Source organism: Micromonospora sp. NPDC023888 (assembly GCF_040639415.1).
Classification (GTDB): domain Bacteria; phylum Actinomycetota; class Actinomycetes; order Mycobacteriales; family Micromonosporaceae; genus Micromonospora.
This window is the reverse complement of the sequence record NZ_JBEZZW010000003.1, coordinates 40,021-63,413: the sequence shown is the minus strand read 5'-3', so window position 1 is coordinate 63,413 and position 23,393 is coordinate 40,021. Positions and strand designations below refer to the sequence as shown.

Here is a 23,393-nt window from a genome sequence, read left to right as displayed (position 1 = left end):
GTAGTCGTATGCCCCCGACATCGACAGTCGACAGACCCAGCAACGTCTCCGAATCCCTGGCCCGAGGCCGCCTCGGCATCCCCTCGGTGATCTTCTTCGTGCTCTCCGCCGCCGCGCCGCTGACCGTGGTGGCCGGCGTCGTCACCACCGGCTACGGCGTCGTCGGCGTGACCGGCATCCCGCTTGCCTTCCTGCTGGTCGCCGCGGTGCTCGCCCTGTTCTCGGTGGGCTACGTGGCGATGTCGCGGCGGGTGGAGAACGCCGGGGCCTTCTACGCCTACATCTCCCGTGGACTGGGCCGCCCGGCCGGCGTCGGTGCCGCCTGGGTCGCGCTGATCGCGTACAACGCGCTCCAGGTCGGGCTGTACGGCACCATCGGTGCGGCGGCCGAGCCGGTGCTCGACCGGATCTTCGGCGGACACCCGCACTGGGCCGTCGTGGCCCTGGTGGCGTGGGCGTTGGTCGGTCTGCTCGGCCTGCTGCGGGTGGACCTCAACGGTCTGGTCCTGGCCGCGCTGCTGGTCGCCGAGATCGTCGTGATCCTCGTCTTCGACCTGGGACAGCTCGGCAACCCGGCCGGCGGTGAGGTCAGCTTCGCCACGTTCTCGCCGGACAACCTCTTCGTACCGGGCGTCGGAGCGGTGCTGGTGCTCGCCATCCTCGGCTTCGTCGGCTTCGAGTCGGCGGTGGTCTTCAGCGAGGAGAGCAAGGACCCGAAGCGGACCGTGCCGCTCGCGACCTACCTCTCGGTGGCGATCATCGCCGGGCTGTACGCGCTGTCGTCCTGGACCATGACGGTCGCCGTCGGGCCGGACCAGATCGTCGCCGCGGCTGGTGAGCAGAGCGTCGGGCTGATCTTCAACCTGGCCGCCGCGCACCTCGGCGACACCGCCGTCACCATCGGGCAGGTGCTCTTCCTGACCTCGGTGCTGGCCGCGATGATCTCGTTCCACAACACCACGGCCCGGTACACGTTCGCGCTCGGTCGGGAGCGGGTGCTGCCGGCGGTGTTCGGGCAGACCTCGACCCGTAGCGGGGCGCCGCGGGCGGCCTCGATGGCGCAGAGCGTCCTCGGTCTCGCGGTCATCCTGGTGTACGCGATCAACGGCTGGGACCCGGTGGTGAAGCTGTTCTTCTGGGGCGGCACCACCGGTGGGTTCGGCGTACTGCTGTTGATCGCCACCACCTCGGTGGCGGTGATCGGCTACTTCGTCCGCTCCGGCGGCGACGAGAACCTCTGGCGGCGAGCCGTCGCACCCGGCCTGGCCACCATCGCGCTCTTCGTGATCATCTGGTTGGCCGTGGCGAACTTCGCCAACCTGCTCGGTGTCGCGCCGGACTCCACGCTGCGCTGGGCGCTGCCCGTCGTGTACCCGGTGGCGGCGCTGCTGGGCATCGGCTGGGCGCTGGTGCTGCGCAACAACCGTCCGGACACGTACGCCCGGATCGGCCTCGGCGCGGCGAGCGCCGCCGTCACGCCGGAACCCCCGGCCAAGGTGGAGGTGACCCGATGAGCGTGACCATCGAGCAACTCGGACCCGAGGAGACCACAGTGGTGGCGAACCGGATCGCCGAGGCGTTCACCGCCCTGCCCGTGACGTACTGGCTGGTGCCCGATGCCAGCAAGCGGGAGGCCGTGCTGGCCGGTGACTTCGAGATTCTGGTCGACCACGCGATGCGGCACGGCATCGTCCACGCCACCGCCGACCGGGCCTCGGTCGCGGTCTGGTTCCCGTCGGTCGGCGAGCCGGCTCCGCCGCCGGTGGACTACGACGCCCGACTGGCCGCCGCCTGCGGCGAGTGGACCGACCGGTTCCAGCACCTCGACGAGCTGTTCGCGGCGAACCACCCGCACCCGGACCACCACCACCTGGCCTTCCTGGCGACCCAACCGGGCCGGCAGGGTCAGGGGCTGGGCAGCGCGTTGATGCGGCATCACCACGCCTGGCTGGACGCCAACGAGATGCCGGCGTACGTCGAGGCGAGCAGCCCGCGCAGCCGGGACCTGTACGCGAAGCACGGTTACCTGGCCGGCGAGCCGTTCCGGGTGCCCGACGGCACCCCGTTCTGGCCGATGTGGCGGCAGCCGGGCGGCAGCTGACCGGTCGCCGACGGGCGGACGGGCCGGCGGCCTTCTCCCGCACGTCACGTGAGCGGGACAACGGAGGTACGACGGTGGGCCGGGTCGACAGACCCGGCCCACCGTCGTCAGCTACCTCAGTACGTGCCGTCGAGCTGGCCGCGAAGCTTGGTCAGCGCCCGGGTCAACAGCCGCGAGACGTGCATCTGCGAGACACCGATCTGGTCGGCGATCTGCGACTGGGTCAGGTTGCCGTAGAAGCGCAGCGTGAGGATCTTCTGCTCGCGCTCGTCGAGGGTGGAAAGCGCCGGGCCGAGGGCGACCCGCAGCTCGGCCAGCTCGAACTCGCTGTCCTCGCCGCCGAGCATGTCGCCCAGCTCGGTGGCGCGCTCGCCGTCACCGGTGGGGGTGGACAGCGACACCGCGTTGTAGGCGCGGGCGCCCTCCAGGCCCTCCAGCACCTCTTCCTCGGTGAGCTTGAGGTGGGCGGCGATGTCGGCGACCGTCGGCGAGCGGCCGAGGGTCTGCAGAAGCGAGCTGTTGGCGTCGGAGATGGACAGCCGCAGCTCCTGGAGCCGGCGGGGCACCCGGATGTCCCAGGTGCGGTCCCGGAAGTGCCGCTTCAGCTCGCCGATGATGGTGGGGATCGCGTACCCGGCGAAGTCGACACCGCGGGACGGGTCGAACTTGTCGATGGCCTTGATCAGGCCGACGGCGGCGGTCTGGGCCAGGTCGTCGGTCGGCTCGCCCCGGCCGCTGTAGCGGTGGGCCAGGTGGTTGGCGAGCGGCAGCCAGGCCTCGATGGCCCGGTCGCGCAGCGCGGCGCGTGACGGGTGGTTGGCGGGCAGCGCCGCCATGGCGTTGAGCAGGTCGGCGGCGCTGTCGGTGAGCGCACGCGGGTCGAGCTTGGTGGTGGCCTTGGCAGTGGTGCTCGGCTGCTCAGTGATCGTTGGCGCGGTCATGGGTGGTCCTCCCTGCACCTCGTCCGCGGACAAAAAGGTGTGACGCTTCGGTTTAGCTTTCAATAGGCCGTTCGGGACTCACCTTAGCCTGATCGTCTCCCCGAAATCTAGCCGAAAGGCTGATGTACTTAAGGTGTGTCGAGTCAGAAATGACGCAAATCGGACGGAGATTGGCAGGGTTGTGATCACCCTTACCCGTTCCGGGCCGAAGCTGGACGCCACCAGCCGCTCACCCGCTCAGTCGTCCGGCTCGTCCGGTCAGCCGCGCCGGCTCGACCGACTGGTCAACATGAAATCCGACAGGTGGACAGGAGTGTCGACTATCCGTCGTTGTCCCGCCGGTGGGACCGGCCGTAGCGTCGCCTGTACACACCCGGTTCGGAGGCACCGTGCTCGATCCAGCCGCTCCCCAGCTCGTCGTGAACAGTCGCACCCTCTACTTCAGCTGGATTCCGGCGGACCCGGACGCCGTCGCCGCACTGGTCCCGCCCGGCCTGTGCCCGCGCCCCGACCACCAGGTGTTCCTCAACCAGTACGTCGTCGAGGACGAGACGCAGACCTCCGGTTTCGGCGCGTACTCCCTCACCTACCTCGGCGTCTCGCTCCTCGGTGTCGACGCGCCCGGCGGGCTCAACCCGGGCGGCTGGTGGACCACCTACGTGGCCTCCACCAGGGTGGTCCGTGAGTACGCCGCCGCCCGCGGCGCCCCGGTGTTGACCGGCCAGACCCGGATCGAGGTGAGCGGCGAGGGCCTGCTCTCCGAGACGGAGATCGACGGGACCACGTTGATCCGGGCGCGGTGCCGGGTGGGGGAGACCGGCCACGCGATCAGCAGCGGGCACCACCGCTACTTCACCCGCCGCGACGGCCAACTCCTCAGCTCGGTCTACCCGTTCGTCGCCGAACCGGTCGCCCCGTTCGAGATCGAGTCGGTGGAGTTCCTTCAGCCGGGGCACCCGATGTACGCGCTGCGCCCGGCCAACCCGCTGACCATCGGCTTCGGCTACTACTCGCCGCGCTCCTCGTTCGCCTACCCCGGTGGGCTGAGCGTGCATCCGGTCGTCGCCACCCCGGCGGAGCCGATCCGGTCGACTCACCAGGTGCCGGCCAGCCTCGCCCGCAGCGGCCTGCCATCCGGGTCGTAGACCAGCCGGTACACCGGCAGCGCCCAGGCACGGGTGTACCACGGCAGCCGCTCGGGGCGGTGCGGGCGCAGCCGGCCGGGCGGTCGCTCGCCGACCTGGCCGTCGTCGTACCACGTTTGCAGCGCGTCGGCGGCGGCCGTGATGGCCGCCACGGCGTCGGCCGGGTCGAGCAGGTCGGCGTCGTCCGCGCCGTCCGGATCCCGGTCCAGGTGCTCGCGCCACAGCCGTAGCCGCAGCTCCCGGGCGAAGGTCCGCGCACCGTCGCCCTGGCCGGCCGGGTCGGTGGGCGCCCGCTGGTCGCGGGTGTCGTCGAGCACCGCGCAGGACAACTCGCTGTCGTGCGTCCAGGACCGGCGGTTGAAGTTGTCGCTGCCGACGCTTGCCCAGACGTCGTCGACCACGCACACCTTCGCGTGCACGTAGACCGGGTTGCCGGTGTGGTTCTCCAGGTCGAACACGTGCACCCGGTCCGGTGCGGCCCGTTCGCACAGCGACAGCGCCTGCTCGCGCCCGACCATGTTCGGCGGCAGCGCCAACCTGCCGTCCACGTCCGGGTGCCGGGGCACCACGGCGATCAGGTGCAGCTCCGGGTTGTCCCGCAGCGCGTGCGCGAACAGGTCCGCCACCTCGGCCGACCACAGATACTGGTCCTCCAGGTAGATGAGTCGGCGGGCGCGGCGTACCGCTTTGGTGTAACCCCGGGCCACGGTCCGCTCGCCGTCGGGTGCGAACGAGTAACGCGGTCGGACGGCGGGATAGGTGCGCAGCACCTGGATCTGGTGCGGGCCACACTCCGGCGGGTCGGCGGGTTGCTCGGGGAGCGGGTCCGGCCGCAGGTCCGCGCCGCGCAACCGGTCCCGCAGGTAGGCCATCGGGTTCTCCGAGTCCAGTGGCATCGGGTCGGTCCAGCGTTCCCGGAACAGCGTGTCCAACGCGCCGACCACCGGGCCGCGCACCGCGAGCTGCACGTCGTGCCAGGGTGGGTTGGGTCCGTACCGGGCTGACATCTGCACCGGCTGCGGGTCGCCGTGGTGGGCGGCGTCGTCGCGCCGACTGTGGCACAGGTCGATCCCGCCGGCGAAGGCGACGTCCCGTTCGGGTGCGCCCGGGTGCCGCAGCACCACGAGCTTCTGGTGGTGCGAACCGCCTCGCCGGACCCGCTGGTCGAGCAGCACCTCGCCGCCGGCCGCGGAGATCGTCTCGCTGAGGTCGCGATTTTCCGCCTCGCTGTAGGCGAGCACGTCGAGGTGCGAGCGCCAGATCAGTCCCTTGACCACCACGCCGCGCTGGGCGGCCTGGGCGAAGAGCTGGGCCACGGTCGGACCGTCGGGCCGCAGCCGCTGGTCCGGGTCACCGCGCCAGTCGGTGAAGAACAGGTGGTCGCCGGACTTCAGTGCCTCCACCTCGTCGACCAGCCGGTCGAAGTACGCGGCACCGTGAATCAACGGCTCAGCGAGGTTTCCGGTGGTCCAGACGGGTAACCCAGAGACCGGGTTGGCGCGTTCCTGCGCGGTGAGGAACCAGTCCTGCGACGGCAACGTCCAGCCCCCCTGGAGGTCGGCAACGTCCTCACGGTAGGACCCCCGACGTGGGTCCGCACGCCAGCCCGGCACTCCGGTGACCTGGCCAACGCCATCGAAGCGACGCGACAACAGCCGAGGAGACCACACCATGCCCCGCGACACGACGAATCCCGTGACCGAGTACCGCGAGCCGGCGGTGGAGAGCGAACGGGGTGCGCTGGTAGCGGTGTTGGTGATGGTGATTTTGGGCGTCGCCGGGATATTCGCGGTCTCCTGAGCCGCCTGGGCGCCCCGTCCGATCGACGGGGCGCCCAGGCGATCTCGGTGACTCAGGTCAGGGCCGCGCGCCCTGGCCGCCGGTGTGCGGCAACCGCTCGCTGGGGATCACACCGAGCCGACCGGCCTTGAAGTCCTCGAACGCCTGGACCAGCTCGTCGCGGGTGTTCATCACGAATGGGCCGTACTGTGCCACCGGCTCCCGGATCGGCTTGCCACCCATGATGTAGAGATCCAACGCCGGGGTGTTGCTGTCCTGCGCGGTGTCGGCGCTGAACCGCAGCGCGTCGCCCGGACCGTGCACGGCGAGCTGACCGGTGCGGACCGGCCGCCGGTCGGTGCCGACCGTGCCACGGCCGCCGAGCACGTACACCAGGGCGTTGAAGTCGGGCTGCCAGGGCAGGTCGACCTGCGCTCCCGGCTGCACCGTGACGTGGGTGATGGTGATCGGCGTGAAGGTCGACCCCGGGCCGCGGTGCCCGGCGATCTCACCGGCGATGACGCGGATCAGCGCGCCGCCGTCGGGCGTGGTGAGCAGCGCCGACTGCCGGCCCCGGATGTCCTGGTAGCGGGGCGGGTTCATCTTGGCCGAGCGGGGCAGGTTGACCCAGAGCTGGGTGCCGTGGAAGAGCCCGCCGCTCATCACCAGGTGCTCCGGCGGCGCCTCGATGTGCAGCAGGCCGCTGCCCGCCGTCATCCACTGGGTGTCGCCGTCGGTGATGGTGCCGCCACCGCCGTTGGAGTCCTGGTGGTCGAAGACGCCGTCGATGATGTACGTGACGGTCTCGAAGCCGCGGTGCGGGTGCCACGGGGTGCCCTTGGGCTCGCCCGGCGCGTAGTCGACCTCGCCCATCTGGTCCAGGTGGATGAACGGGTCCAGGTCGGTGGTCGACACGCCGGCGAAGGCCCGACGGACCGGGAAGCCCTCACCCTCGAAACCGCTGGGCGCGGTGGTCACCGTGCGGACCGGGCGGAAGGTGGTGCTCTCGGCGAGTTGGGGCAGGCGGGGCAGGACGACGACGTTGTCGACGGTGATCGCGGGCATCGGGTGCTCCTTAGCGGGTGGCGTGGGTGGTCGAGGAGGCTCGGGCCGCTCGCAGGCGGCGGCCGAGCCGGTCGAAGACCCGGGTGAGGCAGGCGACCTCGGCGTCGTCGAGGTCGTCCATGAGGTGGGCCCGGACCGACGCCAGGTGGTGCGGGGCGGCTTCGGAGAGGGCGAGCAGCCCGGCGGCCGTGAGCACCGCCTCGCTGCCGCGTCGGTCGTCCGGGCAGGGCTCCTTGCTGACCAGGCCGCGGCGCTGCATGGCGGAGATCTGGTACGTCAGTCGGCTGGGCGAGAAGATGAGCCGGTTGGCCAGCTCGCCCATCCGCAGCCGCTGCCCCGGTGCCTCGGAGAGCAGGACCAGCACGTGGTAGTCGGCGAAGCTGAGCTCGCTGTCGGCGCGCAGGTCCTCTTCCAGCCGGGTGTAGAGGAGCTGGCTGGCCTCGATGTAGGCGCGCCAGGCGCCTTCTCGGGTGCGGTCCAGGCTCTCGGTCATGCCATGACGATAGCACTACTTCAAAATTTAACTACTGCTGGCGACCGTTGCCTGGGTCACTTCTTGGCGGTCGAGCGACGGTTTTCTGCAACTTTTAAGAAGTTGGCCGCGAAACCGGCAGCGCGGTGGTGGCGCGGTGTGCCAGACTGCCGCCTCGTGGAACACGTGGAGCTCACCGCCGCCGACCTGCTGCTGCGCCCGTGGCGAGACGAGGACGCTCCGGCGGTGCGCGACGCCCTGCGCGACCCGGCCATCGCCCAGTGGAACCCGCAGGGTGGCGGCCCGGTCGACGACGAGCTCGCGCTGCTGTGGGTCCGCCGCCGGGCCGACTGGTCCGCCGGAGACCACGTCTCCATGGCGGTGACCTCGGCGGCCGACGGGAAACTGCTGGGTTCGGTGTCGCTGCACCACATCCACCACGGCGACGCGTCCATCGGTTACTGGACGGCGCCGGCGGCGCGCGGGCGGCAGGTGGCGGTGCGGGCCGTCGTCCGGCTCACCGACTGGGCGTTCACCGACCTGCGGCTGCACCGGGTGGAGCTGTGTCACGCGGTGGCCAACCCGGCGTCCTGCCGCGTCGCCGAGCGGGCCGGCTACCCCGCCGAGGGCACGCTGCGCGAGTCGTACCGGTACGGCGACGGCCGCCGCTACGACGAGCACCTGCACGCCCGGCTGTCGACCGACAGTTAGTCGGGCGCCGACCGGGGTTCGGACACGCTTCGGCCCCGGCCGCGCCGGTCGCCCCGAACCGTCACTCGGTGACCTTGCGGAGAAATGTCGCGAGGGCGGTCCTGACGCGCTCGATCCTCTCCGGCAGGGGCAGAGGCTCGGGCGCGGGCGGCCCGGCGTGCTTCTTTCCCCGCAGGTACAGCGAGCAGGCGAGGTCGGAGCACAGGTACGTGCCCACGGAGTCGCCCTGCCGTCCGCTCGGACCGGCCTTGGGGGCGGTCATCAACGAGACGCCACCGCCGAGGTGCGTGGTCAGACAGAACGAACACATGCTGTGCCGCACGCGCCCCGTCTGGTGCGTCGCGGCCCGCAGCACCACCCCGGCCAGCTTGCCGTCGGTCTCGGCGACCAGGTAGGCCCGCTGCGGCGCGGAGGGGTCCCGCCAGCCGAGGAAGTCGAGGTCGTCCCACTGACGCATTTCAAGATCGTTGGGTACGGTCAGCCGCTTCGCTTCGCCTCGGCTGCAATTGACGAAGGACGCGCGGATGACGGATTCGGTCAGGGCCAACATAGGTAGTAGCCTAGCCTCACTAGGCAACCCATTAACGCGGCTAGGTTTGGGGTGTGGTGGATGGCACGCGCAGGGGTGACCGTCGAACGGCTGACGTTGGCCGGGGCCGAGCTGGCCGACGAGGTGGGCGTGGAGAACGTGACAGTCGCCGCGCTCGCCCGCCACTTCGGCGTGAAGGACGCCAGCCTGTACTTCCACCTCAGGAACGCGCAGGAGCTGCGGGTCCGGATCGCCCTGCTGGCGCTGGCGGAGCTGGCCGACCGGGTCGCCGCCGCGCTCGCCGGCCGCGCCGGCAAGGACGCGCTCGTGGCGTTCGCCGACGCGTACCGGGGCTACGCACGGCAGCACCCGGGTCGGTACGCGGCCATGCAGATCGACCTCGACCCGGAGACCGCCGCGGCGAGCGCGGGCGTCCGACACGCCGAGATGACCCGGGCGATCCTGCGCGGCTACCAGCTCTCCGAGCCCGACCAGACCGACGCCGTCCGCATGATGCACAGCACGTTCCACGGGTTCGTCAGCCTGGAGAGGACCGGCGGCTTCCGACACACCCCGCGGGCGACGGACGACTCCTGGTCGCGCACCCTGGACGCCCTCCACGCGGTCCTGAGCAACTGGCCGTCACGCTGAGCTGCCACACCGTGACGGCCTAGGCTCGGATACGTGGATCAACTGGAACTGGCCGACTGGCGGGAGCGGGTGGCCCGGCTGTACCTGTCCGACGTCGACCTGACCGGGTTCCGCGCCGGTCGCGACGACCTCTTCGCCACCCACCCGCAGAGCCCCATCCCCCCGGCGGATCGAGCCGACTTCGCCGGAGTGCGCTACTACCCACCCAACCCGGATGCCGTGGTGGAGGCGCCACTGCGGGCGGCAAGCGGCGAACTGCGGATCGACACCGGCGGGCCGGACGGGGTGGTCGCGTACCGGCGGGTCGCGGTGGCCGACACGCCGTGGGGACCGCTGACCCTGTGGTGGATCGAGGCGTATGGCGGCGGACTGTTCGTGCCACTGCGCGACGGCACCTGCGGTCGGCAGACCTACGGGGGAGGCCGATACCTCACCGACACGGTGAAGGGCACCTTCGGTCGAGGTGTCGAGCTGCTGCCCGGCGACCGGGTCCGGCTGGACGCCAACTACCTCTACAACCCGAGCTGCGCGTACGACGACCGCTGGGCGTGCCCCCTGGCGCCGCCGGAGAACCGGGTCGAGGTCGAGATCCGCGCGGGCGAGTTGACGTACGCGACACACCAGCACTGAGCGGCCGTCCCGGCGTGCTGTCGGGACGGCCGCTCGCTCGTCTCGTCGCTCAACGCGCGTCGGCCGGCGACCCGGGCACCTGCATCCGACCCATGAGCTGTCGGGCCTGGTCGGCGAGCTGCGCGTCGACAGTCACCGCGTACTGGCCGGCGCGTAGCGAACTGGCCGACGTGAAGTCCCGCTGCCCGCCCGTCATCGCGTGCGCGACAGCGCCGAACACGGCACCCCAGATCGCGCCGATGACCAGCCCGACCAGGATCACCGCCAGCCAGTTGCCGACGGTGAAGATGCCGAACAGCAGGCCGATGAAGAGCCCGAACCAGGCGCCGGTACCGGCGCCGAGCAGTCCGGCTCGACCGGTGGTCATCCGCCCGAGCACCGTCTCCACCAGGGTGAGGTTGGTGCCGACGATGGCGGTGTGCTCCACCGGAAAGCGGTTGTCGGCCAGATAGTCGACGACCCGCTGTGCGGCCGGGTAGTCCGGGTACGAACCGATCGTCACGGTCGGCGGGCCTGGCTCCGGCCCGTGGCCGTTGCCGCTCGGTGTTGACAGGCGGCCGGCCGGCCCGGCGGGAAGCAGGTCGCCATCCTGTGTGCCGGGTCGCCACGCGGCGGTCGGCCCCGAAGCTGACGTCATGAGCATCCTCCCTCGTCAGCTTCCCGGGTTCCCGCCCACGGCGAGCGGTAACGCCAGTCAGCACGGTGAGTGCCGTCCCCGAATGGAGGGAATGGGTGCGGGCGGCCCGGGTAGCCAGTCAGGTGGAGAACGGACAGATCAGTGACTACGGGTTCCTCGCTGACGGCCGCAGCGCGGCGCTTGTCGACGCCGCGGGCTCGGTGAACTGGTGGTGCCCGGGCCGGTTCGACGCCCCGTCGGTGTTCGGCCGGTTGCTCGACGACGGCGCAGGGCACTGGTCGATCCGGCCGGAGGCCGATTTCACCGTCGAACGCTGCTACCTCGACGACACCCTCGTGCTGCGGACCGTCTTCCGCACCGCGCAGGGCGAGGTCGCGCTCACCGACGCGCTCGCCTTCGAGCCCGGCAGCCGTGGTCACGAGATCGGGATGCGCTCCCCGCAGGTGCTGGTCCGCAGCGTGCAGGGGCTCACCGGTGAGGTTCCGATGCGGGTGCACTATCGGCCGCGTTTCGAGTACGGGCGCACCATGGCGTACCTGGTCGAGCGCGCCGACATGCTGGAGGCCATCGTCGGGGCCGCGCGGCTCACCTTCCGTAGCAGCGTGCGGTTGGCGTGCGGCGACGACGGCGACGCCGCGGCGACGTTCACCGTCCGCGCCGGCACGACCCACAACTTCACTCTCGGGTACGCCCCGACCTACGACGCCCCGCTGCCGGAGGTGCCGGACGCCGACCAGACGATCGCCGACACCGTCGCCGGCTGGCGGTCCTGGACCGACGAGCACCCCTACCAGGGGCTCTACGCCGAGCAGGTGCGACGCAGCGGGCTTGTGGTGCAGGGTATGACGTACCGGCCCAGCGGCGCGGTGGTGGCCTCGGTGACCACCTCCCTGCCGGAGAAACTCGGCGGGGACCGCAACTACGACTACCGCTACGTCTGGGTGCGCGACTTCAGCCACACCCTGCGGGCGCTGTGGCGGTCGGCGTGCTTCGACGAGGTGCGGCGGCAGTTTGCCTGGTTGGGCCGGGCGATGGGCCGGATCGACGACCAGCCGGTGCCCATCATGTACGGGGTGCTGGGGGAGCGGGACCTCACCGAGCATCGGCTGGACCAGCTCGGCGGTTACCGCGACAGCCCGCCGGTGGTGACCGGCAACGACGCGTGGCGGCAGCGGCAGAACGACATCTACGGCGCGGCAATGGACGCCGCCTGGCTGATGCGTGACCAGTTGGAGCCGTTCGACCAGGAGGTCTACCACCTGCTCCGGGTGCTCGCCGATCAGGCCGAGCAGGACTGGAAGAAGCCGGACGCGGGGATGTGGGAGGAACGTGGGGTCCAACACCACCACGTGTCCTCGAAGGTGGAGTGCTGGGTCGCACTGGACCGGGCGGTTCGCTTCGGCGACCAGCTCGGCGAGCCGCAGGACCTGGCCCGCTGGACGGCGGCCCGGGACGAGGTGCGCGAGGCGATCCTCACACGGGGGTGGAGCGACCGCCTCCAGGCGTACACCGGGATCTTCGATTCCGACGAGCTGGACGCGTCGGTGCTGGTGATGCCGCTTGTGGGTTTCGTGCGGGCCGACGACCCGCGGATGCGCGCGACGGTCCGCGCGGTGGAGCGGGGGCTGTCGCGCGACGGCCTGCTGCGACGCTGGGACGGCGACCCGGCGGGCTTCGTCATCTGTTCGTTCTGGTTGGTGAGTTGCCTGGCGTTGGCCGGTGAGCGGGACCGGGCGCACGAGTTGTTTCGCGACCTGGCCGCTCGGGTCAACGACCTGGGCCTGTTCGCCGAGCAGATCGACCAGCAGACCGGGGAGCAGTTGGGCAACTTCCCGCAGGCGTTCTCGCACATCGGCCTGATCAACGCCGCGGGTGTGCTCACCGACGTCGAGCGGGACCCGATGTTGCGCGAGTGCGGGATGCCCCCGGCGCATTTCACCCCGACGCGTCGCTGAGCCCGTACTTTCGTCTGAATCTTGACGGCTTTCGATTCGTTGACGTGAAGTTCTATCGCCTTCCAGTGAAAGACGTTAATGTCCGGGACACCGCGGTGCTCCTCCAGTCGGCGGGAGCGGCACCGAGATCCCCCGGACCGCTGGAGGTCTCGTGTCCCGCACTCCGCGTCGACGTCTGGTCGCCGCCACCACCCTGCTCACCGTCCTCACCACCCTCTGCCTCGCCCCGCCGGCCACCGGGTCTCCGGCCCGGGCCCCTGCTGCAGTGGCGCCGCCCGCCACCGCCGGGTTCGAGAAGATCGCCCTCGACGGCGGGCTCTCCATGGGAGAACCGATCGAGTTGGCCGTCGCCCCCGACGGGAAGGTCTTCTACATCAACCGGGGCACCAGCAGCGGCGGCGGCCAGGTCCGCCTCTACAACCCGACGACGAGATCCACCACCGTCGCGCTGACCCTGCCACTGGACGCCCGCTTCGAGGACGGCCTGATCGGCATCACCCTGCACCCCGGCTTCGCGAGCAACCGCTGGGTCTACCTCTTCTACTCGCCCAAGGTCACCCCGTTGGTCAACCGGATCAGCCGGTTCACCTTCAACCCGTCCACCTTGCTACTCGACCCCGCCAGCGAGGACCTGCTCATCGAGTGGCCCACCGAACGCGACCTGTGCTGTCACTCGGCCGGCTCGATGAGCTGGGACACCGCCGGCAACCTGTACTTCGCCGTCGGTGACAACACCAACTCCGGCGGCGACTCCGCCGGAATGGCCCCGATCGACGAACGGACCAGCCGCAACGCGCAGTACGACGCCCAGCGCACCTCGGGCAGCACCAACGACCTGCGCGGCAAGATCAACCGAATCCATCCGGAGAACGACGGCAGCTACACCGTCCCCTCCGGCAACCTCTTCGCCGCCGGCACCGCGCGAACCAGGCCGGAGATCTACGTGATGGGGGTGCGCAACCCGTACCGGATCTGGGTGGACCGCAAGGCCGGCAACACCCTCTACTGGGGCGAGGTCGGCCCGGACGCCGGCGCCGACCTCGCCAACCGTGGCCCGGCGGCCTACGACGAGTTCAACCGGGCCACCGGGCCCGGCAACTACGGCTGGCCGTACTGCGGCGGCCCCAACGTCGCCTACAACGACTGGGACTTCGCCACCGCCTCGCCGCGCGGCTGGTTCCCGTGCGGCGGCTCGACCGGCCCGGTCAACAACTCACCCCGCAACACCGGCCTCCAGCAGCTCCCGGCGACGAAGCCGGCACTGGTCTGGGAGCAGCACGGCGGCAGCGAGGACTGGCCGGCGCTGGACAACCCGGGTGGGTGCGGGTCGCCGAACCACGTCGAGGTCTACCACTACGACCCGAACCTGATCTCGGACGTGAAGTGGCCGGCCTACTACGACAACAAGTGGCTCATCTCCGAGTACTGCCGCAACTGGATCAAGGAGGTCCAGTTCGACAACGGCAACCCGGCCACCGGCGCGCCGACGATCATCGAGCCGGTGCTCGCCGGCATGCGGTTCGTCCACCCGATCGACTGGCAGTTCGGCCCGGACGGCTCGCTCTACCTGCTCGAATACGGAAGCGGCTACTTCTCCGGCGCGGCCGACGCCGGTCTCTACAAAATCAACTACGTGCAGGGCGGCCGATCGCCGCTGGCCAAGGCCACCGTCAACAAGGACAACGGGCTGGCCCCGCTGGCGGTGACCTTCTCCAGCGCCGGCAGCTCCGACCCGGACGGTGACCCGCTGACCTACGCCTGGGACTTCACCGACAACGGCAGCACCGACTCGACAGTCGCGAACCCCTCCTTCACGTACTCGGCAAACGGCACCTACAACGCCCGACTCACCGTCAACGACGGCACCGGCCGCAGCGCGACCACACTGGTGCCGGTGGTGGTCGGCAACAACCGGCCGACGGTCACGCTGAACGGGCTGCCCGCCGGCGGGCTCTTCGACTGGGGGCAGGACCTGACGGTGAGCGCCACCGCCACCGACCCGCAGGACGGCACGCCGGCCTGCTCGGCGGTGGTCGTCCGGGCCGCGCTCGGACACCAGGAGCACGCCCACGAGGAGGGGGAGGGGACCGGCTGCGGCGCGACCTTCAACACCGGCCCGGTGCACGCCGGCCCCGACTCGGTGCTGTTCTTCGTCCTCCGTGGCAGCTACACCGATCGCGGCCCGACAAGCCTGACCGGCGAGAAGGAGATCATCCTCTTCCCGAAACAGTGGCAGGCCGAGCACCTCGTGCAACTCAACGGGCCGAAGGTGATCGACCAGGCGGCGGCCGAGGGCGGCAAACGGCTCGGCGACATCCAGAGCGGCGAGAGCGTCCGGCACCACGCCGTGAGCCTCAAGGGCATCACCGGCGTCCGGGCGCGCGTCTCCTCCGGCGGCCCCGGTGGCACCCTCTCCTTCCGGTACGACTCACCCACCGGCACCGAGGTCGCCCGGATCGCGGTGCCGAACACCGGCGGCTGGGACACCTACACCGAGCTGAGCGCCACGGTGACCCGGCCCGACGACGGCACCCACGACCTGTACCTGGTCGTCACCGGCGGCAGCGGGGCGCTGCTGGACGTGGACAGCTACACCTTCACCGGCCCGGGGGTCGGCACCGGCGGGGCGCGCACCGGCGAGGTCAAGGCCCTCGGCAAGTGCGCGGACATCGCCTCCAGCCAGACCGCAAACGGCACCAAGGTGCAGACCTGGACCTGCAACGGCACCGCCGCGCAACGCTGGACCCTGCCCGGCGACGGCACGGTACGCGGATTCGCCAAGTGCCTGGACGTGAAGGCGAGCGGCACCACCGACGGCACTCTCGTGCAGCTCTACGACTGCAACGGCAGCGGTGCCCAGCAGTGGGCCGCCCAGCCGGACGGCAGCCTGCGCAATCCCCAGTCGGGCCGGTGTCTGGACATCCCCAACTCCGACCTCACCGACGGTCGGCAACTGCGCATCTGGACCTGCAACGGCACCGGGGCGCAGCGGTGGACCCTGCCCTGACCGGTCCCTAACCGGTCCCTGACCGGTTCCCGGTCCCCGCCGTCCACCCGCGTCGCCGGGTGGGCGGCCGGGACGCGGGGGAGAATGTCGGGATGCGGTTGGTGCTGACGGCGGACACCCACGTACCGAAGCGGGCCCGGGATCTGCCCGGCCCGCTCTGGGCGGCGATCGAGGCGGCCGACGTGGTGGTGCACGCCGGCGACTGGATCGACGAGGCGCTGCTCGACGCGATGACCGCGCGGTCGCGCCGACTGATCGGGGTGTACGGCAACAACGACGGGCCGGCGCTGCGCGCCCGACTGCCGGAGGTGGCCCGGGCCGAGCTCGACGGCCTGCGCGTCGCCGTGGTGCACGAGACCGGCCCACGAACCGGTCGTGAGAAGCGGTGTGCCGCCCGGTTTCCCGATGTCGACGTGCTCGTCTTCGGGCACTCCCACATACCGTGGGACAGCGAGGCGCCCGGCGGGCTGCGACTGCTCAATCCCGGCTCGCCCACCGACCGGCGCTCCCAACCGCACGCCACCTACCTGAGCGCCACCATCAGTGCCGGCCGGCTGGCCGAGGTGGAGCTGCACCGCCTGACCCGCGGCTGACCACCGGCAGCGGTGCCGGCCGGGGCGTGATCGACTCCGCTTCCGTGATCTCGCGGGGTCCGGGTCTCGCGGACACCGCGTACTCCAGGAAGCGGAGTCGATCGAGGCTTACTGGCCCCGGCCCGTCTCGGCCTGGAGTTCGTCGATGCGCTTGGACGCCTCGGCCTTGGTCAGGTCGTCCGGAAGATCCGCGTTGGCCTCGCGGGCCAGCGTGTTCAGGTAGGACTCCTGAGCGGCGGTGGGTGGCTCGTCACCGGTGACCCATTCGTCCGGGTCCTTGATCGCGGCATTCTGGTCGGCCTGCTCGTTGCGGCGGTCCGTCATTGTCATCATCCTTTCTTCGAACAGGTGTGCCAGTACCCTCGTCGTCGGTGGTTCATGCCCCGCCGCCGCCACCTACGATCAGCGGATGAGTCTGGACCGTTCGCGTGTGGTGGTGGTCGGGGCGGGCATCGCCGGGGTGGCCTGTGCGATCGAGTTGACCCGGGCCGGGGTGCCGGTGCAGGTCCGGGAACGAGGGCACGTCTGTGGCGGCCGGATGGCCAGCAAACGCTTCGAGGGCCGGCCCGCGGACATCGGCGCCGCGTACTTCACCGCAAGCGACCCGGATTTCGCCGCGGTGGTCGAGCAGTGGCGCGCCGCCGGACTGGTCCGCGAATGGACCGACACCTTCCAGGCCTACGACCGCACCGGGCGCCGGGAGGTGCCCGGGCCGATGCGCTTCGCCGCGCCGCGCGGGCTGCGCTCCCTCGTCGAACACCTGGCCGGCGAGGTGCCGGTGACCGTCGACCGGCTGGTGCTCACCGTCGAGCCCGGGCCGACAGTGGACGGCGAGCCGTGCGCGGCGGTCGCGCTGGCCATGCCGGGCCCGCAGGCCGCTCTGCTGCTCGACCCGACCCTGGCCGCCGCCACCCAGGTCGTGCAGGCACAGCGCTGGTCACCGACACTGGCCGCGGTGCTGCGGTTCCCGACCCGGCGCTGGCCGGACTTCCGGGGCGCGTTCGTCAACGACCACCCGGTCCTCAACCTCGTCTGCGACGACGGCGACCGGCGTGGTGACGGCGCGCCGGTGCTCGTCGCGCACACCGTGCCGGAGTTCGCGGCCGGGCACCTGGCCCAGCCCACCGGGGCCGGCCCGGCCATCGAGCAGGCCGTCCGCGACCTGCTCGGACTGCCCGAGCCGGCCGTCGACGTGCACGTGCACCGCTGGACGTACGCGAAGCCGACAATCCCTGCCGCCAACGACACCCACCACCTGGACGCCGACGACATCGGTCTGGCCGGCGACGCGTTCGGCAAGCCCCGGGTGCAGAGCGCCTGGCGCTCCGGCCGGGACCTCGGCCGTGCGCTGGCCGCCCGCGTGGGCTGAGCCGCCCGCCCAGGCGTACCCGCGTGGGCTGAGCCAGGCGCTCAGGGGTGACCGGCTGCGGCGACCGGCCGGGCGTCGGCGTCCCGCTCGGCCGGGTCGGAGGTCCGCTCGCCCTCCCGGTCGAGTAGCTGCATGACCGGGGTCGCCGCGATGCCGTGCACCACCACGGACACCAGCACCGCCAGCCCGACGGTCGCCCAGAGCAACTCGGCCTGGGGGAAGTCGGCCTTCGTGGTGGCGTACGCGAGGTAGTAGAACGAGCCGACACCGCGGATGCCGAACAACGAGATCACCCAGTGCTCGGCCGGCCGTCCCGGCGCGCCGCGCAGCGACAACCAGCCGACAAGCGGCCGGATCAGGAACACCAGCGCCAACCCGACGGCGGCCGCCGGCCAGGTCAGCGGGGCCAGCAGACCACCCACCACAGCGCCGCCGAGCAGCAGCAGCAACACCAGGGTGAGCAGCCGTTCCACCTGTTCGGCGAAGTCGTGCAGCACCGAGTGGAACTCGTGGGTCCGCTCGGCGGCCCGGATGGCCCGCGCGGCCACGAACACCGCCAGGAAGCCGTACCCGCCGACCACCTCCACCAGCCCGTACGCCAGGAACGTGGCGGCCAACGCCAGGAAGCCCTCGGCATGCCGGGCCAGCCGCAGCTCACTGGGCGCGCGGAAGAACAGCTTGCCGAGCAACCAGCCGATCAGCAAACCACCGCCGACCCCGACGCCCACCTTCCAGAGCACGTCCACGGTGAACCATTCGGCCATCCAGTCGCGCGGGGCGAGGCTTGTCGAGGCGATGGCGATGGCGGCGTAGACGAACGGGAACGCCAACCCGTCGTTGAGGCCGGCCTCCGAGGTCAACGCGAAGCGGACCTCGTCCTCGGAGTCCTCCACGTCCGTCGGCTCGCCGACCTGCACGTCGGCGGCGAGCACCGGATCGGTGGGGGCCAGCGCGGCACCCAGCAACAGGGCGGCGGCCGGCACCAGGCCCGCCCACCACCAGCCGAGCACTGCCACCGCCGCGATGCACAGGGGCATGGCGATCGCCAGCAGCCGCCAGGTGGACGACCACCGCCGCCAACTCAACGGTCGGTCGATCTTGAGCCCGGCGCCCATCAGCGCGACGATCACACCGATCTCGGTGAGGTGGGTGGTCAGCTCCGGGTGGGCCAGCGGATCGGGAGTCGGCAGCCCGACCGGCAGCAGGAACACCAGCATGCCGAGGGCGAGGAAGGCGATCGGCATGGACAGCGGACGCCGCTCCAGCACCCGGGGCAGGATGCCTGCGAGCAGAGCGCCCAGGCCCACCAGCGCGAACGCCACGTCTACCGGCTCCACGGCACCACCCTTTCGGCCGCACCCGCGGGGCGCGGGGGCAGGTGGTGACAGACCTTGCCCCGCAAGGGCTCCGGCTATGCGCGTCGGCCCCGGTGAACCCGAGTGAACCTCACCTCGGTCGGGTCAGCGGCGAATCCGCCAACTCGTCGAGCAGCGCGGCCGGGTCGTCGTACACCGCCACCGCGCCGGCGCCGGCGAGCTCACCACGGCTGGTGCCGCCACAGGTCAACCCGACGCACGGGATGCTCAACTTGCCGGCCGCGACGACGTCCCACACCGAGTCGCCGACGAAGACCACCCGCTCGGCGGCCAACCCGGACTGCTCCAGCGCGGCGACCAGGATGTCCGGGGCCGGCTTGCTCTGCTGGGCGTCCGCCGAGGAGGTGACCGTGTCGATCACGTCGTCGGCGGCCAGCGCCCGGCGCAACGCGCCCACCTCAGGTTCCGAGGCGGAGGTGGCGAGCACCACCCGCAGGCCGCGCTCGGCGCAGGCGCGCAACAGATCGGCGGCCCGGGGCAGCGGGGTGAGGCGTTCCCAGTACTCGGCGTACAGGGTGTCGTGCGCGTCGCGCAGCTTCGGGTCGGCGTCCCGGTCCCGCTCGGGGCCGAGCAGGTGGTCGAGGAGCTTGTCCGAACCCATCCCGATCGAACGGTGCACCATCGCCATCGGCACCGGCTGGTCGGTCTGGCGCAACGCCTCCCACCAACTCACCGTGTGCAGGTAGGTGGTGTCCACCAGGGTGCCATCGACGTCGAAGAGGACTCCGGCGGGCTGGTCGGTACGCATGGGCGTCCTCCTACCCGTCCGGCGGCTCAGGGATGCGCGGTTGGCGGCGTCAGAATCTCGAACCAGACCGTGGAGCCGCGGACCGACGGGTCGGTGCCCCAGGCGTCACTGAGCTCCTCGATCAGGCCGAGGCCACGCCCACGACTGCTCAACGTGTCGGTGCGGGTCCGGGTCACGGTGCCCCGGGTGCCGGAATCGGCGACCGAGACCAGGAGACGCTCCGGGCTGAGGTCGATCTCCACCCGGGCGGCGGTGCCGGCGTGCAGCAACGCGTTCGTGGTCAGTTCGCTCGTGCACAGCACCGCCGCGCCGATCACCGACTCGGCCACCCGCCACTCGGTGAGCTGGCCCGTCATCCAGTGCCGCACCCGGCTGGGCGCGGTCGGCTCCGCGGGCACCTCCATGCTCGCCGAGCGGCTCGGCTTGAGCGCGTGCTCGACCGCCAGCACGGCCACGTCGTCCTCGGTGCTGCCGGGCACCGCCGCGGTGGCCACGGCGCAGAGGGCGCGCGGGTCGCCACTGCCGGCCTTCGCGACGGCGTCGCCGAGGGTGGCCAGCCCGGCGGTGAGGCTCTGCCGACGGCGCTCCACCACCCCGTCGCTGAACAGCAGCAGGGTGTCACCGGGGCGGAACGCGACAGTGATCGTGGGCGGCCGGCCGCCCAGACCCAGCGGGGGGCCAGCCGGCACGTCGACGTACTCCGCGTAGCAGCGGCCCTCCGGGTCGCTGCGGCGGATCAGCGGCGCGGGGTGACCGGCGCTGGACAGGGTCAGCTCCCGCCGTTCCGCGTCGATGACCCCGAACGCCACGGTGACGAAGAGCTCGTGGGTGCTGGCCTCCGCGCCCAGGCTGGTGACCAGCCGGTCCAACCCGGCCAGCACCGCGTCGGGCGCCGGGTCGGCCAGGGCCAGCGCGCGCAGCGCGGCCCGGACCTGTCCCATCCGCGCGGCGGCCTGCACGTCGTGACCCGCGACATCGCCAAGGACCACGCCGAGCGCCCCGCCGGGCAGGAGGAACGCGTCGTAGAAGTCACCGCCGGCGGCGTTGCCGTCCACCCCCGGGTCGTAGCGGGCCGCCACCCGCAACCGGGGCAGGTCCGGCAGGTGCTCCGGCAACATGCTGCGCTGCAACAACTGGGCCGTGCCGTGCTGGGTCTCGAACCGGCGGGCCCGCTCCGCGGCCTGGCCGATCAGCTCGACCGAGGCGGCCAGCAGCGCCCGCTCGGCGGGCGACCAGGTGTGCGGCACCTGGTAGCCGACCGCCAGCCCGCCGCGCACCACCGAGGTGCCCAGCGGCAGGGCCGCCATCGAGCGGATCTTCTGGTCGTGGCGGTCCACCGCGATCTCCCGCAGCGGTTGCCCGTCGCGGACGAAGAACGGACCGGCCGAGCTGGCCGCCTGCACCACCGGGGCCGACCAGTCCGCCGGAGCGCGCCGCCAGAGCGGAGGAAGCCGCTCGTCGGCCTCGTCCAGCAACTCGCCACGGACCCGGCGCACCATGCGCCAACCGCCGCCGCCCTCGTCGACAGCGAACGAGGCCTGGTCCGGGTCGAACGTGGTGATCGCGTACCGCAGCGCCACCCGGGCGACGTCGTCGAGGGTGAGCGTTCCGGCGAGCGCGGCGGCCACCTCGCTGAGGCTCTGCAACTGCTCGGTGACGTGGGTGGTCTCGGCCGCGACGGTCAACGTGCCGACGATCTTCCCGGTGCTGTCCCGCACCGGCGAGTAGCCCCGGGTGAAGACCGCCTGCTCCACCGTCGCGGAGTGCCCACGCACCAGCGGCAGGGTGGACTCCTTCTCCAGGAACGGCACCCCCTGCCGGTAGGTGCGCTCGAACACCTGACCGACGCCGGGCAGCGCCCAGATCTCGGCGAACACCTCGGCGGCCGGGCGGCCGAGGGCACTCGGGTGCTTGGTGCCCAGCAGTTCGGCGTAGGCGGCGTTGTAGAGCAGGACGAGGTCGTCGCCGTACGCCAGGGCCATCGGCATCGGCGAGGCGAGAATCAGCTCGACCACGGCCCGGACCGCCACGTCCCAGTCCTCGGGTGGGCCCAGCGGGGTGCCGGCCCAGTCGTGGGCGAGCACGGCAGCGGCCGTACCGGTGCCGGTGGACACACCCGGGACCGGAGTTGCTGGCGTGGGGACTCGCCCGACCGTTCCTGGCATGTTCGCAGCCTAGTCGGCTCGTCGGAAAAGGCATCCGATCATGGCGGCGGGGCGTCGCCGTCACCGTCGGGCTGCCCATTTGGGCAGTTCAGGCCCCCTGACCGTCGGTGTGCCGCGAAAACGCGGCGCGTTGCGCGGACTGCCAGACCGGTAGCCGGGTATGCGCCCGGCGCAGTCCATGCGACAGGAGGGACATCATGCTGAAAACCCTCGCGGTCCGGCAGGCCGACATCGGCGATGCCATCGCCGACACCTGGAGGTCGGTGCTGCTCTTCATCCCGAAGGCAGTGGCCTTCATCGTCATCCTGGTGGTCGGCTGGCTCATCGCCAGAGCCGTCCTCAAGATCGTGGATACGGTGCTGGAACGGGTGCACTTCGACCAAGCCGTCGAACGTGGCGGTATCAAACGGGCCCTGGAGAGAACGAAGTACGACGCCTCCGACATCCTGGCCAGACTGGCGTACTACGCCGTACTGCTGTTCACGCTGCAGTTCGCGTTCGGAGTCTGGGGGCCCAACGCGATCAGTGACCTGATCAGCGGCGTGGTGTCCTGGCTGCCGCGGGCGTTCGTCGCGATCGTCATCGTGGTGATCGCGGCCGCTATCGCCAACGCCGTCCGGGATCTGGTCACCGGGGCGCTGGGAGGGCTGTCGTACGGCAAGGTCCTGGCCGACCTCGCGGCGATCTTCGTCATCGCGCTCGGCGTGATCGCCGCGCTGAACCAGGTGGGTATCGCCACCACGGTGACGACCCCGGTGCTGATCGCGGTGCTCGCCACGGTGGCCGGCATCCTGATCGTCGGTGTCGGTGGTGGTCTCGTGAAGCCGATGCAGAACCGCTGGGACGGCTGGCTGGAACGGGCCGCCCGGGAAGCTCGGGCGGTGCAGCAGCAGCGCCAGGCCAGCGCGGCCGGGCGGAGCGACGTGGAGCGGCAGATGGCCGACCGCGGGGGCGATCGCACCCAGGCGATGCCCCGGGTGGACGAGGCTTCGCAATACCGTTCGTAGCGAGGCGCGACGGCACGGCAGGTGGGGAGGGTGTTCCGCGTACGACGCGGGATGCCCTCCCCGCGCTCGTCAGGCGCCGTCGAGCGAGCGGGCCAGCGCGCAGACCGCGAGCAGCCGGGTGAGCAGCCACTCGGGGCGGCTCCAGTCCACCGGCCCGTCCGGCGGCGCCCACCCGTGCTCGAGCGCGGCGGCGCGGACCCCCTCGGCGTAGCCGGCGAGGGTCGCGGCGGTCAGGGGCTGGCGGTCACCGTCGAGGCTGTCCCGCACGGCGGCCGCGTGCTGGTCGACGAGGGCCAGTAGCCCCGGTCGCGCGGCGGCGGCCGCGAGCCCGACGGTGCCGAGGGAGACGGTGAGGGCGGCCAGGGTGGACCGCGCCGAGTCGACGGCGGTACGGGTGGCGACCCGGTTGAACGGCACACGCATGGTGACCGAGGCTAACCGACAGGTGACCGTGTCGACGTCGGCCACTCGGCGGATATCGGCTGCGCCACTTGAGGGTCGGGGCTGGCCGC

The 23,393-nt window shown here is 71.5% G+C and carries 23 protein-coding genes; 12 read left to right on the top strand and 11 right to left on the bottom strand.

Going from position 1 to position 23,393, the window contains the following annotated elements; all coding sequences use genetic code 11:
- Positions 1-8: 8 nt before the first annotated feature.
- Both AB0F61_RS03370 and AB0F61_RS03365 read left to right on the top strand, forming a co-directional pair.
- Positions 9-1,514, top strand: coding sequence for an APC family permease (locus tag AB0F61_RS03370; protein ID WP_357802843.1), 1,506 nt, complete (start codon positions 9-11; stop codon positions 1,512-1,514).
- Positions 1,511-2,101, top strand: coding sequence for a GNAT family N-acetyltransferase (locus tag AB0F61_RS03365; RefSeq protein ID WP_357802841.1), 591 nt, complete (start codon positions 1,511-1,513; stop codon positions 2,099-2,101). Before AB0F61_RS03370 ends, AB0F61_RS03365 begins: the two co-directional genes overlap by 4 nt.
- Positions 2,102-2,217: 116 nt before the next feature.
- Here AB0F61_RS03365 and AB0F61_RS03360 read toward each other — a convergent pair whose 3' ends face one another.
- The gene (locus AB0F61_RS03360) at positions 2,218-3,042 is read right to left on the bottom strand and encodes a SigB/SigF/SigG family RNA polymerase sigma factor (RefSeq protein ID WP_357802839.1); all 825 of its coding nucleotides are present in this window, start codon (positions 3,040-3,042) and stop codon (positions 2,218-2,220) included.
- Positions 3,043-3,431: 389 nt separating this feature from the next.
- Between AB0F61_RS03360 and AB0F61_RS03355 the strand changes: the two genes are divergently transcribed.
- Positions 3,432-4,187: a hypothetical protein gene (locus tag AB0F61_RS03355; protein WP_357802838.1), complete on the top strand. Its 756-nt coding sequence runs from the start codon at positions 3,432-3,434 to the stop codon at positions 4,185-4,187.
- On the opposite strand, the gene AB0F61_RS03350 is transcribed toward AB0F61_RS03355, so the two are convergent.
- Positions 4,136-5,725, bottom strand: a complete 1,590-nt coding sequence (locus AB0F61_RS03350) for a phospholipase D-like domain-containing protein (protein WP_357802836.1) — start codon at positions 5,723-5,725, stop codon at positions 4,136-4,138. The genes AB0F61_RS03355 and AB0F61_RS03350 overlap by 52 nt on opposite strands.
- A gap of 133 nt (positions 5,726-5,858) precedes the next feature.
- On the opposite strand from AB0F61_RS03350, the gene AB0F61_RS03345 reads away from it, so the two are divergent.
- Positions 5,859-5,987, top strand: a complete 129-nt coding sequence (locus AB0F61_RS03345) for a hypothetical protein (RefSeq protein ID WP_255508778.1) — start codon at positions 5,859-5,861, stop codon at positions 5,985-5,987.
- A 57-nt stretch (positions 5,988-6,044) separates the two neighbouring features.
- Here AB0F61_RS03345 and AB0F61_RS03340 read toward each other — a convergent pair whose 3' ends face one another.
- Positions 6,045-7,031, bottom strand: a complete 987-nt coding sequence (locus AB0F61_RS03340; RefSeq protein ID WP_357802835.1) for a pirin family protein — start codon at positions 7,029-7,031, stop codon at positions 6,045-6,047.
- 10 nt (positions 7,032-7,041) lie between these two features.
- The gene (locus AB0F61_RS03335; RefSeq protein WP_357802833.1) at positions 7,042-7,524 is read right to left on the bottom strand and encodes a MarR family transcriptional regulator; all 483 of its coding nucleotides are present in this window, start codon (positions 7,522-7,524) and stop codon (positions 7,042-7,044) included.
- Positions 7,525-7,680: 156 nt separating this feature from the next.
- Between AB0F61_RS03335 and AB0F61_RS03330 the strand changes: the two genes are divergently transcribed.
- Positions 7,681-8,214, top strand: coding sequence for a GNAT family N-acetyltransferase (locus AB0F61_RS03330; protein ID WP_357802832.1), 534 nt, complete (start codon positions 7,681-7,683; stop codon positions 8,212-8,214).
- A gap of 61 nt (positions 8,215-8,275) precedes the next feature.
- Here the strand turns inward: AB0F61_RS03330 and AB0F61_RS03325 are convergent, their stop codons facing one another.
- Positions 8,276-8,764 carry an FBP domain-containing protein gene (locus tag AB0F61_RS03325; protein ID WP_357802831.1) on the bottom strand — a complete coding sequence of 163 codons (489 nt, stop codon included), beginning with the start codon at positions 8,762-8,764 and terminating at the stop codon, positions 8,276-8,278.
- 60 nt (positions 8,765-8,824) lie between these two features.
- Between AB0F61_RS03325 and AB0F61_RS03320 the strand changes: the two genes are divergently transcribed.
- Together AB0F61_RS03320 and AB0F61_RS03315 are read left to right on the top strand one after the other, a co-directional pair.
- Positions 8,825-9,394: a WHG domain-containing protein gene (locus AB0F61_RS03320; RefSeq protein WP_357802829.1), complete on the top strand. Its 570-nt coding sequence runs from the start codon at positions 8,825-8,827 to the stop codon at positions 9,392-9,394.
- A 33-nt stretch (positions 9,395-9,427) separates the two neighbouring features.
- Positions 9,428-10,024: a DUF1684 domain-containing protein gene (locus AB0F61_RS03315; RefSeq protein WP_357802828.1), complete on the top strand. Its 597-nt coding sequence runs from the start codon at positions 9,428-9,430 to the stop codon at positions 10,022-10,024.
- Positions 10,025-10,073: 49 nt separating this feature from the next.
- On the opposite strand, the gene AB0F61_RS03310 is transcribed toward AB0F61_RS03315, so the two are convergent.
- Complete coding sequence (locus tag AB0F61_RS03310) at positions 10,074-10,661, bottom strand: general stress protein (RefSeq protein ID WP_357802827.1); 588 nt, start codon at positions 10,659-10,661, stop codon at positions 10,074-10,076.
- A gap of 122 nt (positions 10,662-10,783) precedes the next feature.
- Here AB0F61_RS03310 and AB0F61_RS03305 point away from each other — a divergent pair, with 122 nt between their 5' ends.
- The 3 genes from AB0F61_RS03305 (at position 10,784) to AB0F61_RS03295 (ending at position 16,216) form a co-directional block, all read left to right on the top strand.
- Positions 10,784-12,616 carry a glycoside hydrolase family 15 protein gene (locus AB0F61_RS03305; protein WP_357803217.1) on the top strand — a complete coding sequence of 611 codons (1,833 nt, stop codon included), beginning with the start codon at positions 10,784-10,786 and terminating at the stop codon, positions 12,614-12,616.
- Between the two features lie 151 nt (positions 12,617-12,767).
- On the top strand, positions 12,768-15,623 hold the full coding sequence (locus AB0F61_RS03300; protein WP_357802826.1) for a ricin-type beta-trefoil lectin domain protein: 2,856 nt from the start codon (positions 12,768-12,770) through the stop codon (positions 15,621-15,623).
- Positions 15,624-15,715: 92 nt separating this feature from the next.
- Entirely contained in the window at positions 15,716-16,216 is a 501-nt protein-coding gene (locus tag AB0F61_RS03295; protein ID WP_357802825.1) for a metallophosphoesterase, read from the top strand.
- A gap of 108 nt (positions 16,217-16,324) precedes the next feature.
- On the opposite strand, the gene AB0F61_RS03290 is transcribed toward AB0F61_RS03295, so the two are convergent.
- Positions 16,325-16,540 carry a DUF3072 domain-containing protein gene (locus AB0F61_RS03290; protein ID WP_172861994.1) on the bottom strand — a complete coding sequence of 72 codons (216 nt, stop codon included), beginning with the start codon at positions 16,538-16,540 and terminating at the stop codon, positions 16,325-16,327.
- Positions 16,541-16,646: 106 nt separating this feature from the next.
- On the opposite strand from AB0F61_RS03290, the gene AB0F61_RS03285 reads away from it, so the two are divergent.
- Positions 16,647-17,585: an FAD-dependent oxidoreductase gene (locus AB0F61_RS03285; protein WP_357803215.1), complete on the top strand. Its 939-nt coding sequence runs from the start codon at positions 16,647-16,649 to the stop codon at positions 17,583-17,585.
- 41 nt (positions 17,586-17,626) lie between these two features.
- Here the strand turns inward: AB0F61_RS03285 and AB0F61_RS03280 are convergent, their stop codons facing one another.
- The 3 genes from AB0F61_RS03280 to AB0F61_RS03270 form a co-directional block, all read right to left on the bottom strand.
- Positions 17,627-18,922, bottom strand: coding sequence for a cation:proton antiporter (locus tag AB0F61_RS03280; RefSeq protein ID WP_357802822.1), 1,296 nt, complete (start codon positions 18,920-18,922; stop codon positions 17,627-17,629).
- A 109-nt stretch (positions 18,923-19,031) separates the two neighbouring features.
- On the bottom strand, positions 19,032-19,709 hold the full coding sequence (locus tag AB0F61_RS03275) for an HAD family hydrolase (protein ID WP_357802820.1): 678 nt from the start codon (positions 19,707-19,709) through the stop codon (positions 19,032-19,034).
- Positions 19,710-19,735: 26 nt separating this feature from the next.
- Positions 19,736-21,874, bottom strand: coding sequence for a SpoIIE family protein phosphatase (locus tag AB0F61_RS03270; RefSeq protein ID WP_357802818.1), 2,139 nt, complete (start codon positions 21,872-21,874; stop codon positions 19,736-19,738).
- A gap of 197 nt (positions 21,875-22,071) precedes the next feature.
- Here AB0F61_RS03270 and AB0F61_RS03265 point away from each other — a divergent pair, with 197 nt between their 5' ends.
- Positions 22,072-22,881 carry a hypothetical protein gene (locus tag AB0F61_RS03265; RefSeq protein ID WP_357802817.1) on the top strand — a complete coding sequence of 270 codons (810 nt, stop codon included), beginning with the start codon at positions 22,072-22,074 and terminating at the stop codon, positions 22,879-22,881.
- A 69-nt stretch (positions 22,882-22,950) separates the two neighbouring features.
- Here AB0F61_RS03265 and AB0F61_RS03260 read toward each other — a convergent pair whose 3' ends face one another.
- Entirely contained in the window at positions 22,951-23,304 is a 354-nt protein-coding gene (locus AB0F61_RS03260; protein ID WP_357802815.1) for a DUF6401 family natural product biosynthesis protein, read from the bottom strand.
- Positions 23,305-23,393 lie beyond the last annotated feature (89 nt).